Origin of the sequence: Burkholderia pyrrocinia (genome assembly GCF_003330765.1) — a bacterium.
GTDB lineage: Bacteria > Pseudomonadota > Gammaproteobacteria > Burkholderiales > Burkholderiaceae > Burkholderia > Burkholderia pyrrocinia_B.
The window spans coordinates 612,544-633,935 of sequence record NZ_CP024903.1 but is presented as its reverse complement, the minus strand read 5'-3'; the positions used below and the strand labels follow the sequence as shown (position 1 = coordinate 633,935).

Here is a 21,392-nt window from a genome sequence, read left to right as displayed (position 1 = left end):
TTACCGAACCTGCGCAGCGGTGGACGAGGCGATGAGCACCGCGCCACACTGCGTGTGGTCGCCGTCGCGCGACAACGGCGTGGTGCCGTCCTTCAACCTGGCACTACCCTCGACAATCTCGTTGTCGCCGTGGATCGGGCACGACACCTTGTCGCCGATATGGGCAGCCCGGCGACCCTTTACCTTGATGCGATTCGAGCCGGTCAGGATCTTGCCGCCGTGGCTCGTGGCGTCGCCTTCGTATGCGAGATTTTTCATTTGGTGTTTTCCCTGGGGAATGACGAGCGATTCACCAATACCGAATCACCTTGCACAAGGTAGGCTCTGGCAACTGATGATTTCTCGGGTTTTTCATAGAGATATGCCTTCTTGGAAATCACTGCATGGGCGACCCAGGCGCCCGGCTCAACTTGCGCTACGTGGATAGACGTCCCATTCCGGTCACCACTCAGGATCTTCTTCAGCTTCGCGGTGTTTTCAGTGTCGCCATCCTCCTGTAATTGGATAAGTAGTTTCGAATAAACGCTTCCGTTACCTGAATTAGGTGGGTCGCACGCAAGCAGATTGTCAAATGCGGTACCTTCCGCCAGATATGCCAGGATTGGAGGCTGTGAAACTTGGTACCCGCTTTTGTGTTTCGATGCGTAAACGGCAAAGGTGTCGGCTGCATTAGGTGGATTATCGAAGATCGGCTCAATATTGATGGACCACTGGTGAGGCGGGTGCCACTCTCCACCACAGACGGCATCTTGCGCCACATGCACAACACAACCGTCCTTCATACGTACGAAGGCACATAGATAATCGGTATGCACAGACACACCGCTGGAATCAGCGAGATCTCCTTGGGCAGAAAAACTCACGATCGAGTATTGCCTGTCCGGAGACAGACTGTTTGCGCTGGGCTTGTAAAATATCAATCCCTCATCGAAAGGGGTAAACATCGTGCCATCTGGACGCTTAAAACGTAGAGATCGGTAGACATTGTTCCCACCATTGGCATACTCTAAAATACTTGATTCACCCGACACACTTATCTCGGCCTGAACGCAGGCAGACAGTACTGCCAAGAACATAAATATGGATTTTCGAATCATTTTAAGTCTTATAGCCGGCCGCGAAGTTGATTGTAACGTTCTACAGCGGAATTCATGTGGCGTGATGGGCCATAGATCTGAATAATTTTGGTTTCATACTGCGACCGTCATCCCCACTCATCAGCAAAGCGAAAGGAGAATTTATCGCTTGCTGAACGTCTTTCTTGGACTGGCAAGGGAATTTGTAAATCACATTCTTTCCATCAGATAGCCAACCGTAACCAACCCCAAACCAATCGATAGAACGTTCATTTTCATGCAAAATATCCTCGATTGGTTCTAAAACAGAAACCGAATAGAATTTACCAGATGAATTTGGCTCCACGAGAGAGTATCTCACCTCAAAACAATGGATTAAGAAGACTGTTTCCCGGTGACCGTGATCGACACTCAATGAAAATGCATCGATAATTTCGCCGGGCGCATCGTCATAAAGCAACCCTCGCCCTTCAGCCTCCGTTGACACATTTCCATTCGCGATGTAGTACAACGAAATTCCATCAAGACCTGTCGGCTCCCGGGTCTTACCGTCCAATATCGATTTCCGAACGAAACAGACCACTTCTCCGCTTATATTCAGTGACGGATAGCTCTGCTCGCCTTTAAGGTCAGCACATGTGCTCTTCGCGCTGACCGAGGCGGTCGAAAGGATTATTTTGGCAAAAACACAACCCTTGCCCATCACCGCACCCTAATAAAATACCAATCGCCAAATATAATCTTCCCCACCACACTCATCCGGCACAGAAATCAATATCGCGACAATCAATCCATTTAATATAATGACGCTTATTTCGCGATATAAATTCTATCTTCCAAAATCGCAAGTCAGGCGAAACACTTAGCAGTTTCACACGATCCCCCTTGACGACATATACATGAGCCGCCAGAGAATGTGATGGCGTATCATATAAAAATGCCTTATTTTTCACCACCTCCTTCTCACCCGAATGGGACTCCACCGATGAATCTTTATGCATCTTGGCTCGCAAAGGACCATAATAATCACCACCCTCGGGAGTCTTTATTACATCCCATATCAGCCAATCGCCATCCGTCGTAATTTTTGCCAACCCACCAACTGCACCGAAAAATGAATGAAATTTAACGGCTACTGTATTTCCATCACCCCCAGCACGGCCACTTATATTCAACTCACCATCCGGAGCACAATCGATTCTATTACCTGACTGAGTAATGAAGCAGTATTTTCCACGAATATTCCCTGACTCATCCTCAGCAAGCTCGATCCTAAACGTGGAATATAGCTTGCGTTGGCCAGCAATCATTTCCGTAGAACTCCACCCCCCAGAAAATGGCAACTCTTTTGCAACAACCAAGAGAGGGATTGCCAGAATAAAAATTCCAGCAAATCCAAAAATATATCTCGTATTCATACCCTAGATACTCACCCGGAGACAGTCATTCACACGATTAAGCCAACCCTTTAGGTTTGCGAGCTGCGTCGAATCATTAATTGTTAAATTCGTATAATATTGACGACGAATTTCAGCAATGTCCTGCAAAAGGGCATCTTGATCTTGAACGTTGTTTAAAGCTGCTACAGTTTCACTGCCCATCCCGCCGTCCACGGAAATGTTCGAGCCATATTTATTATTTAGCAACTTTTGAATCTGCCTAGCTGCCCCACCAGACGTAATTGTCCAGTCATACACCATCAATGCGACTCGCATATCGTTAAATTTACAAAACCCCTTTGGCTCCCAGTATCTTTTAAGATATATTTTTTCAGCTTGATCGTCAGTTAGATTTTTAAGATTTTCAATGGTAGGTTCAACGCCAACATCTTCCATAGCGTAGGCTTGCCAAGTATTCCACGCAATGCCATGATTGGTTGCCCCTCCCTTGTCATTAGCTCTGTTTGAATATCCACCTTCATGTTGAAGGATAATTGCAGATATTTTTTTGAATTTTTCGGCGCAACTGCTTCCTTCTGAAAAATTTCCTGCAATTGCTATCGGATTGAGGTGGTAAACATTAACATCAGAAATTCCCGGCACCCCTGCCTTCACCTCATCCCACCACGCGAGCGTCTCAATCCTCTTCTGCTCTTCCTCGTGCTGCGGTTTGGGTCCCGTTTGCTTCTCCAATTCGACAATCAACTGCTTCCACTTCGACGGATTCGCCCATTCGCTCTCGTGCTTCACAATCAACCTCGATGCCGCCTGCATCAACCACGGATACCCGCCACGCTCGGTCTGCGATAGCGTACATAATTCATCAGCCGCGTTCTTGCCATCGCCCTTCTTGAACAAGGCGTCATACACCTTAAGCATCAACGGGCTGAGCCTCGAACGCGAAGCAAGATCGTCAACAATGGCGCCGCTCGCATAATCGACCCACCCCTGCGTTGCCGCAAAGATCGTATGCGCAGGATCATGGGCATCCTCCAGGCACTCGAAATCGACCCACTTCTGCGCGAATTCTCGTGTCACCCGGCCACTCGGGTGATTGAAGTCGCACACCCAACCGTCAATCGGTTGACCTTGCGCATTCACGCCGTCAACGTGCCACCAGTTCACCGGGTAACCGGGATCGGGATTCGGACGCGGGTCAGGGACTCGTCGCTTTGGGTCACGCGCCAATTCAGCGAGCGAGTACACCTGAATGGCGTCCGTCTTTCTCGACTGCGGGTCAGTGCCCAGGATGAACTTATTACCTTCGATACGCTGATACAGCACCGTGCCCGGCTCGATCCGCAGGATCGTCTGCTCAGATGGCAGACCCAGTGCCGTCCAATCCTCCTTGCGCGGACCGTGTTGCTGGACCCAAGCGCGACCTTGCTCGAGGAACGACTGGATACCGTCGTCACAGAACACCTCGATGTGCGCCATCCTGGTTCCGGCTGTACATTGATTCAGCGAGTCGTAGCGACCAAGGTGGCCGATCAGTTCGCCCGCCTTGATTGGGATGCCTCCGGTTCCCTGCGGATCGCCCGGCCGGCATACCTCGGCGGCAGTCACGATCACCCGGTCGAATGTCGAGTCCGGGATGACCTCCTTGACAAGCGCTCCGCCGTTCTCCCGCCCCATGCAAATCCAGCCGCCGATCGCCAGGGATGACTCAACGTAGCCGCCAGCCTCGGGCGGATACAGCGACGCTCCGTGCAGGGCTGTCACCCGCCCCCAGTCCTTTCCCTTGACTTTTTCCTTCTTGCCGATGCTAACGCTCGCGCCCTGCGGCAGGATGCCGATCGGGGGACCGTTTGGTGTCTTGCGCACCCGCAGCCCCTGCTGCGATGGATCGGCGACCTGCCCGTTGCGACCCGCCGATGGCTTGTCCAGTGCATGCTGCGTCACCTCCCATTGCCGCGACCAGTACGACGGCTTTTCACGCTTCGGGAAGTTCGCATAGTCCTCGCAGGACATCAGGTGCATGTACAGGCTGTAGAACGTCAGCTTCGTGCCCCGCGGGAACTCCATCGTGTGCCGCACCAGCGCGAAGCCCGTGCTATACGGTGCCTGAACCGGTGATCCGCTATCTGTCGATGCAATCTCGCTGACTGGATAGGTCTTATTGGCGCGAAATGCGACCAGCACGCCGTCGGCGATGCAACGTAGTCCCGCGTCGAGATCCAACGATTGCCCTGCGCCGGCTTCCGTGATGTGGATGCCCCCGTGCCACATCCCTTTGGGGCTGACGAGATACGCGCCTGACTGCTCGCGTTCGGCGAGCAGACGGTAAATCTCGTGCTCGTCGGTGAACTGGGTGGAGGCCTTCGACTGGCCCTGTCCCTTTCGAACAAACGGAAAGGCGAACGGCAACGGCTTCAGCTTGGCCGGGGCTGGCGTCGGCGCTTGCGGCTTCTTCGGTGCAGGTTGGTTCGGCATGGATGAGCTTTATTCAGAGAATCCGAAGTTCGTTGCGTTCTTCACGTCGTTGAGCGGCGCCCTGGACCATGTCGGGAACTTGAAGCTGCCGCCGTCCGGGTCATCGACTTTCAGGTTACCCTTGAGCTCGATTTCTCCGGCCGGACTGCCGAGAATGATCTTTCCGCCCGATAGCTTGATGTAAGCGCCGGCCCCATCGCCGAGCGTGACGCCTTTGCGGCCCGTGATGATCACTTCGCCATCCGACGAACTGGCTGTCATGTCCTGCATCGACATCAATTCCATCGTGTCGGACTGCGCCTGGATCTGGACTTTCCCCTTCGCGGCGAAGATCCGAATCCCGAGCCTCGCCGCAAAAAGCGAGATCGCTTCGCCGGCCGCGACTGCGATACGCTTCATGACGCCGATGTCGAGCCCGTCGCCGGCCGTGACAAACATTTGCTTGCGGGCGGCCAACTGCATCTGCTGACCACTAGCGAGACCGATGCCATCGGGGGCTGTCGCGACGATGACGGGTTTCTGAAGCTGCTTGAGCTTTTGCTGGATCAGCGCGCGTTGTTGATCGATGTCAGCCTGCAGGGCCTGCGCCGCGCTCGCCGAATCATTGAGCGAATGCAAGATTTGTTCGGCCTGCTCGAGGGTCATTTCGGCATCCCGCATCGCAAGTTGCTGGCCTGCAGCGCCTGGCTGTTCCTCGGCGGTTACCAACACGCCCTTTGCGCCCCGAACAGCCGCCGGCCCATCGGTGCGCAATTCCGCACCGCGCCCTCGCTCCTTCCGATCCCCATCGACCATATGCCCAAGATTGAGCTCACTGGTCTGATACGGCGTCGTCAAATGGATATGCTCGACACCTTCCTTGTCCTCCATCCGCATCTCGTTCTGCGCGGCTGTACGGATCAGGTTGCGGGTGTTGTTCAGGTTGTTGACGAGGTCCGGATGCAGACTGTCGTGCATGGCCCCGATGATCACGGGCCGATTCGGATCGCCACCGGTATGGACGATCGCCACCTCCGCCCCATCGATCAGCGGAAAATGATGGCCGTAGTTGTCGCCGCTATAGGGTTTCGCGAACCGCACCGGCCGGCTCGTGCCGCCCGGGCTCCACTCGTCCAGATCGAACGGCAGGACGATCACGTACCAGCCCTGCTCGGTCAGGTACGCGTATTTGTAATCCCCGGGCGACGTGATGCGCGCCGGCAGGATGCCGTCGATGATCGGTCGTGTGATCGATGCCGTCGGCATGCGCCAGACCCGATCAGACGGAACCCCCTCGAAGGTCACCCAATACGACTGATCACGTCCACCGTGCGACTCCACCGACGTGACGAAGATCCCGTGCTTTGCATCGGCCCGGCTCGGCTCGATCCGCATGACCTCGCCCGCCTCCAGCCAGAACGGATTGCCGGTCCCCTTGAACGTGATCTGGCTCGCCAGATACGCCTCATATCGCAGACGGGCAATCCGCTTGCCCTCCTCCGGCGTCTCGTAATGCTCGCCCCAACGGTAGTCGACAGCATCGGTCGTCTTGTCGCCGCGCGCGGCATTCTCCTCGACCAGCAGCGACACACCGGCTTGCCGATGGTTGTAGTCATGCAAACGCACGGCTTCAGGCACGCGCTGAGTCCGCTTCTCGAGTGTCTTGATCGCGTCCGTGCCGGAACTCTCGAGCCCGGAGTCGCGCCGGTACGACACGGTGCGTTGCTTGCGCGCATACGCGTCCAGGTCGTCGCCGAACACGAGCACCGCGTGATCCTTCTTCTGCTCCCAGCGGAACCAGATCCCTTCCTCCGCGCAAAGGCGCTGGATAAAGGCAAACGTCGTCTCGTGATACTGCGTGACGTATTCGCGCCGCTTGTACTGGCCGCGCAACTGGAACGCGAAATCGACCCCTGCCCGGTAGCCGTAATGACGCAGCGTGTCAGTGACGATCTCGTCGACCGACTGTTTCTGGAATAGTCGGCTCGTCACGCCCCGGTTCAGGTCGTCGAGCTTCGGCTCGAGCCGGACCCGATAGTGCGTCTGGTCGGCCGAGGTGCCAAACTCGTCGAACTGCGTGATGACGCCGTGGACCGTGTAAGCCGGCGGCATCTTGCTGAACTGCTCCGCGTTTTCGCCGAACATCCTGCGCAGATAGTCCATGTTCGGATCGACCGGAGCGACAACGAACTTCGCAGGGCGACCGACCACCTGGTCCATCGGGATGCCCGCCACCGGGCTCGTGAACTCGATGTCGTAGCGGTACAACTCGCTCACCGCGTCCCGACCGGTGAACCGGAGGACGGACGTCGGCGCCGGGTGCGGCGCCAGCTTCAATTCGTAAGCCTGCGACGGCAATATCATCGACATGGTTTTCTCTCAGGTCCATGCACACAACGGCACCACCGGGGCAGCCATCGGCGCCCCAGCGGGTCATGCTTGAAACGTCAGATCAGGCCTTGGCCTTCGGCATCTGCGACACCAGCGACAGCCCGATATCCATGCCCTCGACCTGGAAGTGCGGGATGACGAACAGCTTGATGCGGAAGAAGCCCGGGTTGTCCTCGATGTCCTCGACGGTCACCTTCGCTTCGCGCAACGGGTGCGACGCCTGCAGCTCGTCGCCCGGATCCTTCATCTCGGTCACGAGCCCCTTGATCCAGCTGTTCAGCTCGAGCTCGAGCAAGCGACGATCCTTGGTCGTGCCGATGTTCTCGCGCTGGATCAACTTCAGGTAGTGAGCAATCCGCGACAGCAGGAAGATGTACGGCAGGCGCGCGTTGATACGGCTGTTGGCCGTCGCTTCCTTCGTCTCGTACAGCGCCGGCTTCTGCGTCGAGCTGGCCGAGAAGAAGCACGCGAAGTCGTGATTCTTGTAGAACGACAGCGGAATGAAGCCCAGATTCGCGAATTCGAACTCGCGCGTCTCCGGAATCAGCACTTCGGTCGGGATCTTCGGCTGCACGCCGGTGCCGAGGTCGTACAGGTGCACCGGCAGGTCTTCAACCTTGCCGCCTGCCTGCGGGCCGCGGATCTGCACGCACCAGCCATTGCTGACGAAGCTGCGCACCATGTTGGCCGCGAACGCGAACGACGCGTTCACCCACAGATACTTGTCGTGGTCCGGGCCCTTCACCGCCTCTTCATAGTTGAACGCGCGCACCGGCGTCGTGTCTTTGCCGTACGGCAGACGGCCGAGCACACGCGGCATCGTCAGACCGACGTAACGCGCATCGTCCGTGTCGCGGAAGCTCTTCCACTTGATGTACTCGGCGCGATCGAAGTAGTTGCCGATGTCCTGAATGGCTGCGACTTCCTCCATCGACCTCTTGCCGAAGAACGCCGCGCCGACCGCGCCGATGAACGGCATGTGCGCGGCAGCGGCGACCTTCGAGATGTTGCGCAGCAGCGCCACGTCCTGCGGCGAATGCGTGAACTCGAAGTCGCTGACCATCGCGCTGATCGGCTGACCGCCCGGCGTGTCGTATTCCTCGATGTAGGTCAGGCGATACAGGCCGCTCTGGATCAGTTCCGGCGTGTCCTCGAAATCGCGCTGCAGCGCATCCTTCGATACGTCCAGCACTTCGATGCGGGCGTTCTTGCGGAAGTCCGTGCGGGCAACGAGCATCTTCAGGCCGCGCCAGCGCCCTTCGAGCGCCTGGAAGTCCGCGGTGTGCATGACGGCGTCGAGCTGGCGGCCGATCTGGCGGTCGAGCTGGCCGATGTAAAAATCGAGCAGCGACTTGTCCAGACGATCGACCGGCTTGCTTTCCTTCGCGATCAGGTTGAGCAGCGCGTCCATGCCGCGCGCCACGCGCTCGTCGGCCGACGCTTCCGACAACGCATCGTTGTCGCGGAACGCTTCCAGCGGCTGGGCCTCGGCGACCGGTTTCAGGTTGATCTTGTTGCACAGCGCAGCGTAGACGCTGTCATTCTCGAGCACGACGGTTTCCGTTGCGCCCTGATGCGATTCGTTCTGTTTCATGGTTCTCTCTGTCCCGTTTCGTATGGCTGCGTGGTTGCGGGAGGCGGTGACGGCCATCTTGGGCCGGCCGCGCTCAGGCATGGCCTTCCTGTTGCAGGGTCGCGGTGGCAATTTGGCCCAGTTCGCCACGCAGCTTGTCGGAGAGGCGCTTGTCCTTCAGGATCTTCTCGAACTCGCGGCGGAACGTACCGTTGTCGAGCAGATTCGACTTGAGGTCGCGCAACAGATTGCGCATTGCCAGCATCGCCTGCAGTTCTGGAATCTGGCGAGCGACCTGCTCCGGCTCGAAGTCTTTCATCGAGCGGAACGAAAGGTTCACCGGCAGTTCCGAGCCATCGCCTGCCAGGGTATTGTCCGCAGCGATCTTCAGATCCGGCGCATAGTCGGCCAGGACAGCATCGAAGTTGTTCTTGTCGATATTGACCTTCTTGCGCTCGGCCAGCGGCGCCTGCTCACGGCCCGCGCTGAAGTCGCCCGCGACGAGCAGCTTCAACGGCAGTTCGACCTTCTTCTGGGCCCCGCCCGTATGCAGATCAAGTGTGATCGAAACACGGCTTTTCGGAATCTCTCTCTGGAAGCTATCCATTGGCAATCCTTAGTTGTTAGTGGTCAAGCACTTGGCAGGCGCACGACGCATCCGGCACGACGCTAACCCGTTCGATGCTCGCGCACGATTCCAATGCGCATCATGCGCTGCATGCCCCGATCGATTCTTCATCGTGTGGTCTCCGTTCGTACGGCGATATCGCACGGCACTTATACACGGTAAACTTTGAGTTCGTCAAAGCGAGTCACGCAAAATTCGCTTCGCCAAATGTTATAAATTCTTATATCTCAAATTAAATAGCCAAACCCCCAAAATTCCTCTTTATATCAATAATATGGAATACGGATCATGCAAGACCGTTTCCATCCACGCCTCATCATCAGAAACCCGCCAACACCGGCTATCCAAGGCTTATCTCTCATTGATCCGCCGCTCCCATAGCGGCCCAAGCAACAATCTCAAAAAACGAAATATCTCAAAATAAATGACCTAGTTGTTTTATATTTTTCACAATGACATTCACCCATCATTAGTAAACGAAAACACTTGGCTTTATCTGAATTGTTTACGCGTTTCCCGAAAGATCGTGTATAGGTTACGCCATTGCACCGAATAACGAACAGACGCACCACACGAGAGACCATGCGAATCGAGAAGCCACTATGGCACGAGGGCCTCATCCTGACGCAGCAGCATTTCCAGCAACAGGACAGATGGGCTGAATTTGCGCTACGTCAGTACGCATCTGCGGCGATGTCGGAGCCGTGGGGCACGCTTGCCGTCGAGGTCGACGAAGAAGCGCTGGCGACGGGGCGCCTGAAACTCGCCCGCCTGACGCTGTGCTTCCCGGACGGCACCCCGATCGACACGACCATCGCCGATGCGCTGCCTTCTGCGCGTGATCTGACGCAAGGCGTGCCGACGGACATTCAGAGCGTCGTCGTACTCGCTGCACTTGCGCTGCCGGATGCGAACGGCAGCAACTACCGTTTCGACGAGACCTCGCTTGCCCGCCCGCGGCGCTCATACCGCGAATTCGTGAAGGTCACGGACCTGAACGGAACCGGCGAGACCGAAATCGCGGCCGAACGGCACGCGGTACGCCTCCTGTTCGAGTTCGAGTCGCATGCTGACGACACCGTCTGTGCAATCGCGCGACTGACGCGTGGATCGAGCGGCCAGTTCCTGGTCGATCACCGGTACGTGCCGCCATGCCTGACGCTCGGCAGTCATCCGCTGCACCTCGAGCGGATCAATCGCCTTGCAGACATCCTGCATGCCAAGAGCCTCGCGCTCGGAGCGCGCCGTAGCGAGCGCGTCGAGCAGGTCACCGAATACGGCGTGGCCGACGTGCAGCTCTTCTGGCTGCTTCACTGCATTCATGCGGCGTGGCCGCAGCTACGGCTGTTCGCGACGCACCCGCGCCGGTCGCCGGAGCATTTGTACGCCACTCTGGCACAACTGGCCAGCGCGTTGATGACCTTCTCGACGGGCGCCCAGCTGACCGACATTCCCGCGTACGACCATGGGCGAGCCGACGAGGTGTTCGCGAAACTCGAGTCGACGATCCGGGCGTTGCTCGATGCCATCATTCCGTCGCGGGTCGTGTCGATCGGCCTCACGCGCAAAGGGCCGACCACCTGGACCGGCCAGTTCCTCGATGAGCGAATCGTCGCAGACGCCGCCGACTGGTACCTGTCGGTCAACGCGCCGATGCCTGCGTTCGAGCTTGCCGAACGGTTTCCGCGGCTGTGCAAGATCGGGGCGCCCGACGACGTCGAGCACATCATCAATTCGGCACTGCTCGGCATTCCGCTCAAGGCCGTGCAGCGGGTGCCGGGCGCGATCCCGGTACGTCTGGACAACCAGTACTTCGCGCTGGATTCGTCCAGTAGCGTGCACGCAAAAATGCTTGCCGCGCGAGCCTGCCAGATCTACTTGCCCGCGTCGGTGCCGGACGCCTCGCTCGAACTTTACGCGGTACTGCGCTCATGAATGCCCTGACGTCCAACCGAAACGAGATCGCCCTGATGCAGAGTGCGGCGGGCGCCGGCAGCCCACCCGTCGACGGGATTCGCGATCTGCTGCGCGACACGGCGCTGCTCGTGACGAATCTCGCCTCAGGCGGGCAGACGCAGGACCCGGTCGCGTTGCGCGGACGGTGCAAGCAGCTCGTCGAACAGTTCGCGAGCGCTCTGGAGCGACGAGGCTTTCCGGACGACATACGCACGGAGGCGCTGGTCGCGCAGTGCGGGTTGCTCGACGAAGCAGCGCTGCGGCACCTGCCGATCGATTCCCGAGCCGGATGGGAGCACAAGCCGCTGCAGGTCGAGCAGTTCAACCTGCATGAAGCCGGCGAGCGCGTATTCGAGCGACTCGATGCGCGCATGCGCGAGCCGTCGCCTCCGGTCGCCCTGCTCGAGTGCTATTCGGCGATCCTCGGAATGGGATTCATCGGCCGGTACGCCCGCGAGGGCGAAGCGGAGCGCGCCGAGTTGATTGCGTCGCTAAACGCGAAATTGGACGCGCTGCGCTCGACCTCGGATCGGCCATTCATTGCGGATCGTGCCGGACGGCGGTTTTCCGACTGGTTCTATCGACTTTCCCCGTGGGCGATCGCCGGGCTCGCCTGCGTGGCCGCGGCGATCGTATGGGGCGTCTGGGCGACAGCGCTCGACATGCAGCTCGCGCATATCGTGGCAGCGAAGGTCGTTCGACCGTGAAATCCGACCTGCCTGTTCTCTCCACGGCATCGATGCGAATACCCGATCGCGGCCACGAAGGACTCGGCTATCCGTCCCGGGTCATGGTCGCATTCGCGGCCGCGCTTGCGCTCGCCGTGGTCTGGCTGGTGCTACCGCTTGGTCCCGGCGTCATCTGGACAGTCACGGTCATCATCGGCATCGTTGCGCTCGCGCTGATAGGGTGGCGCACACGCCGGCTTTCCCGCGCGCGTGAACAGAGCGCGCACGTGCTTACCACGCTGGGTGCCGCGACGGCAGACATTCCGGTGAACCTGCGCACGCGCATACCGCTCGTGCTCGTGATCGGTGATGGTCTGCCTGCGCTGTTCGACGGGATGAGCGAAACCCGGCACGCGCACGTTGGCGACGGCGGCATCTGGCTGCGCGTCGATCGCCCGCAGGATCTGCCGAGGCTGGCCGTGGCGGTCAGGCAATGGCGCGACGGCCGGGCCCCGGATGGCGTCGTGCTGTCAGTCGCGCCGGCGCTGCACACGGGAGCGGACGTGCTGACGCAAAAGCTGCGCGTCGTTCGGCAGGCCGTCGCCGATGCCGCCCGAATGCTGGGCACGCGACTGCCCGGGTATGTGGCGGTCTACCAGCGGCTTGCCACCGGCCCGATCGGTCTCGCGACGCCGGAGTGGTACGGCGTTTCCTCGGCCGCTCACCTGACGGACGTCAATCGCTTCGAACCCGTGATCCGTGCGGCGGAGGATGCGGTCCGGCGCGCGCCCGACGATCGCATGGCCGCGACGCGTGCCGCGGCCCTTGCATCGATCATGGGCTGGACGCAACGTGTCGTGCTTGCCGCGCTCGCGGACCGGCAGCAGCCGGCTACGCCGTGGGCATTGTTCGGCGCCGGCTGGATCGACTGCGGGCCCGCAAGCGATCCGGATCGTCCGTGGGAACGCGACGTCGAAATGCAGACGCGCGTGAGACGTGCGGCCGTCGCCGCGTCGCCGATGCCGTGGCCGCTCCCGCAGCCGCTGATCGAGGCAATGCCCCGACGATACTGGATGTCACCTCGCATGGCAGCCGTGGCGCACGCGCTCGCCCTGCTCGCCTGCACGGCCGCCGTCGCCTTTTGGGGCGCCGCCAGAAACAACGAGGCGCTGCTGAGCCGAATGGGTGCCGATCTCGGCCGCTATTCGACGATCCCGGCAGCGCACGACGCCGCGAAACGCGATGCGCTGCGGGCGCTCGTGGCCGATCGTGATCTGCTCGACCGGTACGCCCGCACGGGTGTTCCGCTGCGTTTGTCGTTCGGCATGTATCGGGGTACGCAACTGATGCCGGCGCTGAACAACACAATCGCATCGTACGCGCCGCCGCCCCCACCGCCCGCCGTCGTGACACTCGACAGCATGTCGCTGTTCGACAGCGGCCGCGCGCAGTTGAAGCCCGGCTCGAACCGAGCGATGGTCGGCGCGCTCGAAATGATCAAGTCCCATCCCGACAAGCGGATCCTCATCGCCGGCCACACCGACGACGTGGGCAAGCCGGACAGCAACCTGAAGCTCTCTACGGCACGCGCGGAAGCCGTGCGCGACTGGCTGGTCGACGCGTCCGGTATTCCGGCGACGCAGTTTGCGATCCAGGGCTACGGCATGACGCGGCCGATCGCGAGCAACGATACGCCGGACGGGCGCGCGAGGAACCGTCGCGTGGAAATCACGCTGGTTCCCGACACGGGTAAGTAAGCGAGTAGCGTAGCCCCCGAAGTTTTCTACTTTGTTTTTGAAGCCCGGGGGCTGGCTCCGGGCAAATTTCGCAGTACGTAAAAGGAGTGAAGCAATGGCAATTCCGGCCTATATGTGGATCAAGGACGATGGCGGCGCCGACATCAAGGGTTCGGTGACGGTTCAGGACCGTGAAGGCAGCGTCGAGCTCGTCGCGTTCGATCACGGCGTGCACATCCCGACCGACGGCAACACCGGCAAGCTGACCGGCACGCGCGTCCACAAGCCGATCACGCTGACGAAAGAGACGGACGCGTCGACGCCGTACCTGTACAAGGCCGTGACGAGCGGCCAGACGCTCAAGTCGGTCGAGATCAAGTGGTACAAGATCGACGACGCCGGCAAGGAGAAGGAGTACTTCAACACGAAGCTCGACAACGTAAAGATCGTCGCCGTGAATCCGGTGATGCACGACATCAAGAACCCGGACTACGAGAAGCACAACCACCTCGAAAACATCGAGCTGCGCTACGAGACGATCACGTGGTCGTACAAGGACGGCAACATTATCCACAAGGACAGCTGGAACGAACGTTCCTGATCCTGATCCGTATGGTCGGAACCGCCGGACCCTTCGCGCGGTTCACTTTGCCGGCCTGACCTGTTCAGGCTGGTTTTTTTCTACCCGGGAGCGGGCGGCGCCGATGACTGTCGCTCGCTCCTTTCCGTACCTGGGCATCGACATGACTCCGCGCGACACGACTCACCTGCTCCGCCTGCTGAATCCGCACTGCGTCAACGCGCTCGAAGCGGCCGTGAGCCTATGCCAGACGCGTCTCGCGGACGAAATCACGGTCGAGCACTGGCTGCTGAAGCTGCTCGAGGCCGAGGACGGCGACATTCCGGCGATTCTGCGGCACTACGGGATCGACATCGACACCGTCCGGGATGCGCTGATCGCCGCGATCGAGCACCTGCCGCGCAACCTGCGGGGCAAACCCGCGCTCTCGCCGCAACTGGCGCTCACGCTACAGAATGCGTGGCTGCATGCAGCGTCCGAGACGGATGACACCACCATCCGGTCCGGCAATCTGCTGCAGGCGATCGTCGATACGCCACATGTGCTGCGTGCGCAGAACGCGTGGCCACTGCTGTCGGTCGGCAGCACGCAGATCCAGCGGCTCCTGCCGCGCCTTGCCCATCGTTCTTGCGAGAGCCGGCTCGACGGAGACGTCAATACCGGAACGGACGACCATGCGACAGTCCCGGCCGGCGACAACACGCAGGAGACGGCAGCACGCGCTGTGACAGCAACGCCTGCGCCCCGGCGAACAACGGAAGGCGACGCCCTCGCCCGTTTCGCGATCGACCTGACCGACCAGGCCCGCCGCGGCGACATCGATCCCGTATTCGGCCGGGATCGCGAGATCCAGCAAATGGTCGACGTGCTCGCGCGCCGGCGCAAGAACAATCCGATCCTCGTCGGCGAGCCGGGCGTCGGCAAGACCGCGCTCGTCGAAGGCCTCGCGCTGCGCGTCGCCGAAGGAAGCGTGCCCAACGTCATTCGTGACGTGCGCATCCTGACGCTCGATCTCGGCCTGCTGCAGGCCGGCGCCGGTGTGAAGGGCGAATTCGAGCAGCGCCTGAAGAACGTCATCGACGAAGTGCAGGCGTCGCCCGTGCCGATTCTGCTCTTCATCGACGAAGCGCACACGCTGATCGGCGCAGGCAACGCTGCCGGTGGCGCCGACGCCGCCAACCTGCTCAAACCCGCGCTTGCACGCGGCGAACTGCGCACGATCGCTGCTACCACGTGGTCGGAGTACAAGGAATTCTTCGAGCGCGACGCGGCGCTCGAGCGGCGCTTCCAGATCATCAAGGTCGACGAGCCCGACGACGAAGCGGCCTGCCTGATGCTGCGGGGCCTGAAGAGCCGCTATGCGCAGTACCACAACGTGCACATCCGTGACGAAGCGCTCGCCGCCGCCGTCAGGCTGTCGCGCCGCTATATTCCCGCACGGCAACTGCCGGACAAGGCGGTCGACCTGATCGACACGGCCGCTGCACGCGTTCGCATGGGGTTGGAATCGCCACCGGCGGAACTGCAGCGTGCGCGCGCCGCAGTCTCCGCACTCGAACTGGAACAGGCGATGCTCGACGCGGACGCGCAGGCCGGCATCGACAATGTCGCGACCCGGCGCGCAGCGCTGGAAAACACGTTGACCGACGCGCGCAGCGTCCTGACAAACCTGCAGGCACGCTATGTCAGCGAACTCGAACTGGTCCAGCTCGTCCGCCGGCATCGCGCCGCAATCGACGAAGGCACGCCGACGCCCGACCGCGCCCCGCTCGACGAGGCCAGACGCGAGCTGGCCGACCGGCAAGGCAAGACGCCGTTGGTCTTCGTGGATGTCGACGCCTCGGCAATCGCGCGCGTGGTCGCGGAATGGACAGGGGTACCGGTCGGCAACCTGATGGAAGACGAACTGCAGCGCCTGCTGACCCTCGAACAGCAACTGGCAACGCGCGTCGTTGCACAAGACGACGCCCTGGCCGCACTCGCGGAGAATCTGCGCACCGCGAAAGCCGGCCTCAAGAACGAACATGCGCCTCTCGGCGTATTCCTGCTCGCGGGAACATCGGGCGTCGGCAAGACCGAAACGGCGCTGGCCCTGGCCGACCTGCTGTTCGGCGGAGAGGCGGCGCTCACGACGATCAATATGTCGGAATATCAGGAATCGCATACGGTCTCGCAATTGAAGGGCTCGCCCCCCGGCTACGTCGGCTACGGCCGCGGCGGCATCCTGACCGAAGCCGTTCGGCAGCGCCCGTACAGTGTCGTGCTGCTCGATGAAGTCGAGAAGGCCCATCGCGACGTGCTCGACACGTTCTATCAGGTATTCGACCGCGGCACGATGCGCGACGGCGAGGGGCGAGAAATCGATTTCCGGAATTGCGTAATCCTGATGACCGCCAATCTCGGCAGTGCCCGGATCGACGAGATCACCGCCGACACTCCGGCAATCTCGCAAGCCGAACTGCTCGACGCCATTCATCCGCAGCTTGTCGCGCACTTCCAGCCCGCCCTGCTCGCGCGCTTCCAGACGCTCATCTACCGGCCGCTCGACGCCGACGCGCTCGCATCGATCGTGAGGCTCAAACTGGCGAAGGTCGCCGACCGCCTGCGTCGGCAGCACGACGTCGTGCTGGCGTGCGACGATTCGCTGATTGACGCGATGGCCGAGCTTTGCCTCGCGCGCGAATCCGGTGCGCGCAACGTCGATGCGTTCCTCAACCAGCGTATCCTGCCCACCATGTCTCGCGAATTGCTCGCGCGCATGGCGGCCGGCACCGCGCCCGCGACGATCGTATTGTCGAGCTCGGCCGAGGGTAACCTGACGATTGATTTCATCGATCGGGATGACATTACGGCCGGCCGGACAGAACCCGCATCCGTTACAGCGTAACGGACAGAGAAAGAATATGCAGGCAGGCCCCTCTCTCTACGACATGCTGCTCGGCCAGATCGCGGGTGAACCGCTCGACGCCTACGATGATCGAACGCTCGAATGCATGAGCGTGCAGCAGAACGTGCAACGCATCCTGAACACGCGCGCCGGCTCGCTCAAGCACCTCCCCGACTACGGCCTGCCGGACCTGACGAACATCTACAAGGCACTGCCCGCGTCAGCCCACATGCTCGAGCAGCAGATGGAAGCAACCCTCTTGAAATACGAGCCGCGCATCCGCTCGATCGACGTCGCCATCCTCGAGAACGACGATCCGGGCGTGCTGGTGAGCTTTGAGATGACGTGCCATCTGAAGAAGGCCGGACTCGTGCGGTTCGGCACGTACTTCGAGCCACCCGGCCGCATGTGGGTAAAACGCAGGACGCGGGAACGCGGTTGATTCGCAAACACCTCGCGAGGGCCGCTCCCGAAGCGACGCGCGGGTGACGCTGGCTTGTGAAGCGTCAAGCGGTTGTTTCTCGACGCGGACGGCCCCAGCCCTCGGCGCCATGTTGCCGAGCTTCCCGACATGTCATGAAATCCGGGAACCATCCATCCACGCCCATCCACAAGACAACGCGAAGTGCGGCAAGGTACCCGCGCTTCTGTAAATTCACACTTAACACTGAAGTTGTCTTTAGACCGTATATCCGAATCAATTTCCTGCCTATGATGGCTTCACGTTACTGCACTGCCATCCACCACAGGAGTTACCGATCATGCAGAAAGTCAACTTCAAGAACCTGAACGGCCAGGGCGTCACGCTTGCCGCGGCAATCTACTTCCCGGCCGGTTTCGACGAGCGCACCCAGTACCCGACGGTAGTCGTCGCACACCCCGGCGGCGGCGTGAAGGAACAGACGGCCGGACTGTATGCGAAGAAGCTGGCCGAGCACGGTCTCGTCGCGATCGCGTTCGACGCGTCGTATCAGGGCGAAAGCACGGGCGAACCGCGCCAGCTCGAAAATCCGTATATCCGCACCGAAGACGTCAGCGCGGTGGTGGACTACCTGACCACGCTGCCGTATGTCGATGCCGACCGGATCGGCGCGATGGGGATCTGCGCGGGCAGCGGCTATGCGGCCAACGCGGCCATCAACGATCGCCGCATCAAGGCGCTCGGCACCGTGAGCGCGGTCAACATCGGTTCGATGTTCCGCAACGGCTGGGAAAACACCGTCAAGGATACCGATGCGATCCCGTACGTCGCGCACGGTTCGCAGGCGCGCACCAGCGATGCGTCCGGCGCGCAACCGGCCACGCTGCCGCTCGCGCCGATGCGCAAGGAAGACGCGCCGAACAAGGAACTGGAAGAAGCGTGGGAGTACTACCATACGCCGCGCTGCGAGCACCCGAACGCGCCCGGCTTCATGACCGCCCGCAGCCTCAACCAGATCATCACGTACGACGCATATAACAAGGCGGAGGCGTTCCTCACCCAGCCGCTGCAGATCGTGGCCGGCAGCGTCGCGGGCAGCAAGTGGATGAGCGACGATCTGTTCGCACGCGCCGCCAGCGCCGACAAGCGCTTCCACGTGGTCGAAGGCGCGAACCACATGTCGCTGTATGACGTCCCGCAGTACGTCGACGAAGCCGTCTCCGTGCTGGCGCCGTTCTTCCGCACCACGCTGTAAGACTGCACACGTCCGGCGGATACAGTGCCGCACCTGCCGACAAACGATGGACAACGAACGGATCGCCTCCCAGGGAGCGATTCGTTCGCGTCGTTGCAACAGCTTCCTCGATGCCAGCCTAACGCCTGTTAGTATGACGACATGATTCACTCTGCCCGATCACACCAGGACATGGCCAAGCGACAGAAATCGAACTCCGCGAATGCGTGCGAGACCCGCGACACGCTGATCCGGTTCGCCGCCCGCACGTTCGGGACTCAGGGCTATTCGGCCACGACCATGCGCAACATCGCCGATCTGGCCGGCATCGAGGCGGCCAGCATCTACTACCATTTCGCGTCGAAGGAAGAACTGGTCGAGGCGGTGATGGAGCAAGGCGCCGAACGCATCGTCCATCACCTGAACGAGCGCCTCGATGCGCTCGGCCCCGGCGCGACGGCTGAACAGCGTTTCCGGGCCGCCGTACTGGGACAGATGCTGGGCCTCGTGATGCATGGCGATTTCGCCGTTGCGCACAGCCGGCTGCTGGGCCAGTTGCCCGACACGATTCGCGAGCGGCAGGTCATCCGGCGCGAGCATCACCAGACGCTCTGGAACGGGCTGCTGGAAGACTTGCGGGCCGCGGGCAAGCTGCGCGAAGACGTGGACATCCACCTCGCGCGGGTCCACATCCTGGGCGGCATCAATTCCATCCAGTCCTGGTTCAATCCCCGGAAAGGCTCGCTGGAGCGGATCGCCGACCAGCTTTGCACCATGTTTTTCTCCGGCGTGAGCCCGCCGTCCCCATAACCACCACCCCATCCGCACGCACCGCACGCCTTACGCCGACTGCGAACCCGAAGCCGGCGCGCCCTCCCGCTTCCCGATTCCGTCTCCCTCGGTATAAACCCCAATGACGGTCCCGGCATTTGAGTATCAAACTAACTACCAGTTGTTAGGTAAAGCCTAACGATAAAACAGGTGCCCCCATCAACAGGCCGAGACAGTCATGACGACGCAGATGAAACCGATCCGTTCCTTCCTTTTCGTTCCGGGCAACAAGCCGACCTGGATCGAGAAGTCCGTCCAATCGAAAGCCGATGCGCTGATCCTCGATCTCGAAGACAGCGTGCCGCCGGCCCAGAAAGCCGAGGCCCGCGAGATCGTCAAGTCCAAGCTCGCGTGGCTCGCCGAGCAGAAGCAGCGAATCTGGGTGCGCATCAACCGCAGCGCGCACCTGTACGACTTCGACGACATCCTGGCCATCGTGAACCCGGTGGTCGAGGGCATCGTGATTTCCAAGCCTTGCGGCCCGGAAGACATCCACACCGTTTCGTCGATGCTGGCCGAAGCCGAGTACCGCGCCGGCGTCGAGGTCGGTCACACCAAGGTGATCCCGCTGCTGGAAACCGCCCGCTCGCTGCAACTCGCGTATGAAATCGCACAGCACGAGCGCGTGCCGGCGATCGTCGGCGCGACGGCCAAGAACGCGGACGTGGCGCGCGCACTCAAGACCGTCTGGTCGCTCGAAGGCCGCGAAACCCAATTCCTGAAGTCGCGCATCGTGATGGCCGCGCGCGCAGCCGGCAAGCTGCCGATCGGCGGCGTCTGGCAGCAGGTGCACGACCTCGACGGTCTCAAGGTCTCGTCCGCGAACGACCGCCAGCTCGGCATGAGCGGCGAACTGGTGCTGCATCCGTCGAACGTCGAGATCGTCAACCGGACCTACAGCCCCACCGAAGAGGAAGTGGCGTTCTACCAGGGCATGATCGACGCACTGGACAAGGCCCAGGCGGAAGGCCGCGCATCGTGCATCTATGACGGCGAGCACATCGACATCGCCCACGCGAAAACGGCCCGCGAAATCATCGCGCTCGCGCAGTCGTTCAACGACTGATCGCCCCCGAACACTCCAGGAGACAGAAAATGGCAGGCCTTTACTTCGAAGAACTCAAGCCCGGCATGGTGATCGAACATGCAATCCGCCGCACGGTGACCGAGACCGACAACATCCTGTTCTCGGCCATGACCTACAACTGCGCGCCGCTGCATATCGACGCGGAATACAGCAAGAACACGATGTACGGCCAGCGCCTCGTGAACAGCATGTTCCTGCTTGCGCTGGTGGCCGGCATCACCGTGTACGAGACCACGCTCGGCACGACGCTGGGCAACCTCGGCTTCGGCGAGATCGCTTTCCCGAAGCCCACCTTCCATGGCGACACGATCCGCGTCGAGACCGAGATCCTCGAATCGCGCCAGTCGAAAAGCCGCCCGGATTCAGGCATCGTCACCTTCAAGCACGTGGCGAAGAACCAGCGCGACGAGATCGTGTGCACCGCCGTACGCACCGGCCTGATGATGCTGCGCCCCGCCGACAAGGCTTGATGC

At 60.7% G+C, this 21,392-nt stretch carries 18 protein-coding genes; 10 read left to right on the top strand and 8 right to left on the bottom strand.

Features of this window, described 5'->3' with window-relative positions:
- From CUJ89_RS20285 to tssB, 8 genes are all read right to left on the bottom strand, one after another.
- Positions 1 to 258, bottom strand: a complete 258-nt coding sequence (locus CUJ89_RS20285) for a PAAR domain-containing protein (protein WP_114179274.1) — start codon at positions 256 to 258, stop codon at positions 1 to 3.
- The gene (locus tag CUJ89_RS37800; RefSeq protein WP_152036649.1) at positions 255 to 1,097 is read right to left on the bottom strand and encodes a hypothetical protein; all 843 of its coding nucleotides are present in this window, start codon (positions 1,095 to 1,097) and stop codon (positions 255 to 257) included. The genes CUJ89_RS20285 and CUJ89_RS37800 overlap by 4 nt, the downstream gene beginning before the upstream one ends.
- 52 nt (positions 1,098 to 1,149) lie before the next feature.
- The gene (locus tag CUJ89_RS37795; protein WP_236655042.1) at positions 1,150 to 1,632 is read right to left on the bottom strand and encodes a hypothetical protein; all 483 of its coding nucleotides are present in this window, start codon (positions 1,630 to 1,632) and stop codon (positions 1,150 to 1,152) included.
- Between the two features lie 199 nt (positions 1,633 to 1,831).
- On the bottom strand, positions 1,832 to 2,494 hold the full coding sequence (locus tag CUJ89_RS37790) for a hypothetical protein (RefSeq protein ID WP_152036647.1): 663 nt from the start codon (positions 2,492 to 2,494) through the stop codon (positions 1,832 to 1,834).
- Positions 2,495 to 2,497: 3 nt separating this feature from the next.
- On the bottom strand, positions 2,498 to 4,948 hold the full coding sequence (locus CUJ89_RS20280) for a glycoside hydrolase family 108 protein (protein WP_114179273.1): 2,451 nt from the start codon (positions 4,946 to 4,948) through the stop codon (positions 2,498 to 2,500).
- Between the two features lie 9 nt (positions 4,949 to 4,957).
- Entirely contained in the window at positions 4,958 to 7,297 is a 2,340-nt protein-coding gene (locus CUJ89_RS20275) for a type VI secretion system Vgr family protein (protein ID WP_114179272.1), read from the bottom strand.
- Positions 7,298 to 7,379: 82 nt separating this feature from the next.
- Complete coding sequence (gene tssC, locus CUJ89_RS20270; RefSeq protein WP_114179271.1) at positions 7,380 to 8,912, bottom strand: type VI secretion system contractile sheath large subunit; 1,533 nt, start codon at positions 8,910 to 8,912, stop codon at positions 7,380 to 7,382.
- A gap of 73 nt (positions 8,913 to 8,985) precedes the next feature.
- Complete coding sequence (gene tssB, locus CUJ89_RS20265; RefSeq protein WP_114179270.1) at positions 8,986 to 9,498, bottom strand: type VI secretion system contractile sheath small subunit; 513 nt, start codon at positions 9,496 to 9,498, stop codon at positions 8,986 to 8,988.
- Between the two features lie 603 nt (positions 9,499 to 10,101).
- On the opposite strand from tssB, the gene tssK reads away from it, so the two are divergent.
- The 10 genes from tssK (at position 10,102) to CUJ89_RS20215 (ending at position 21,389) form a co-directional block, all read left to right on the top strand.
- Positions 10,102 to 11,454 carry a type VI secretion system baseplate subunit TssK gene (gene tssK, locus CUJ89_RS20260; protein ID WP_114179269.1) on the top strand — a complete coding sequence of 451 codons (1,353 nt, stop codon included), beginning with the start codon at positions 10,102 to 10,104 and terminating at the stop codon, positions 11,452 to 11,454.
- Positions 11,451 to 12,182, top strand: coding sequence for a DotU family type IV/VI secretion system protein (locus tag CUJ89_RS20255; protein ID WP_114179268.1), 732 nt, complete (start codon positions 11,451 to 11,453; stop codon positions 12,180 to 12,182). The genes tssK and CUJ89_RS20255 overlap by 4 nt, the downstream gene beginning before the upstream one ends.
- A complete protein-coding gene (locus tag CUJ89_RS20250; protein ID WP_114179267.1) occupies positions 12,179 to 13,900 on the top strand; it encodes an OmpA family protein in 1,722 nt (573 codons plus the stop codon). The genes CUJ89_RS20255 and CUJ89_RS20250 overlap by 4 nt, the downstream gene beginning before the upstream one ends.
- 94 nt (positions 13,901 to 13,994) lie before the next feature.
- A complete protein-coding gene (locus CUJ89_RS20245) occupies positions 13,995 to 14,480 on the top strand; it encodes an Hcp family type VI secretion system effector (RefSeq protein ID WP_114179266.1) in 486 nt (161 codons plus the stop codon).
- A 142-nt stretch (positions 14,481 to 14,622) separates the two neighbouring features.
- The gene (gene tssH / locus CUJ89_RS20240; protein WP_114179265.1) at positions 14,623 to 17,346 is read left to right on the top strand and encodes a type VI secretion system ATPase TssH; all 2,724 of its coding nucleotides are present in this window, start codon (positions 14,623 to 14,625) and stop codon (positions 17,344 to 17,346) included.
- A 16-nt stretch (positions 17,347 to 17,362) separates the two neighbouring features.
- Positions 17,363 to 17,788, top strand: coding sequence for a type VI secretion system baseplate subunit TssE (gene tssE, locus CUJ89_RS20235; RefSeq protein WP_114179264.1), 426 nt, complete (start codon positions 17,363 to 17,365; stop codon positions 17,786 to 17,788).
- Positions 17,789 to 18,107: 319 nt separating this feature from the next.
- Positions 18,108 to 19,022, top strand: coding sequence for an alpha/beta hydrolase (locus CUJ89_RS20230; protein ID WP_114179263.1), 915 nt, complete (start codon positions 18,108 to 18,110; stop codon positions 19,020 to 19,022).
- 171 nt (positions 19,023 to 19,193) lie between these two features.
- Positions 19,194 to 19,811, top strand: coding sequence for a TetR/AcrR family transcriptional regulator (locus CUJ89_RS20225; RefSeq protein ID WP_114179262.1), 618 nt, complete (start codon positions 19,194 to 19,196; stop codon positions 19,809 to 19,811).
- Between the two features lie 199 nt (positions 19,812 to 20,010).
- Positions 20,011 to 20,898, top strand: a complete 888-nt coding sequence (locus CUJ89_RS20220; protein WP_114179261.1) for an HpcH/HpaI aldolase/citrate lyase family protein — start codon at positions 20,011 to 20,013, stop codon at positions 20,896 to 20,898.
- A gap of 29 nt (positions 20,899 to 20,927) precedes the next feature.
- Complete coding sequence (locus tag CUJ89_RS20215) at positions 20,928 to 21,389, top strand: MaoC family dehydratase (protein WP_114179260.1); 462 nt, start codon at positions 20,928 to 20,930, stop codon at positions 21,387 to 21,389.
- The last annotated feature ends 3 nt before the right edge of the window (positions 21,390 to 21,392 follow it).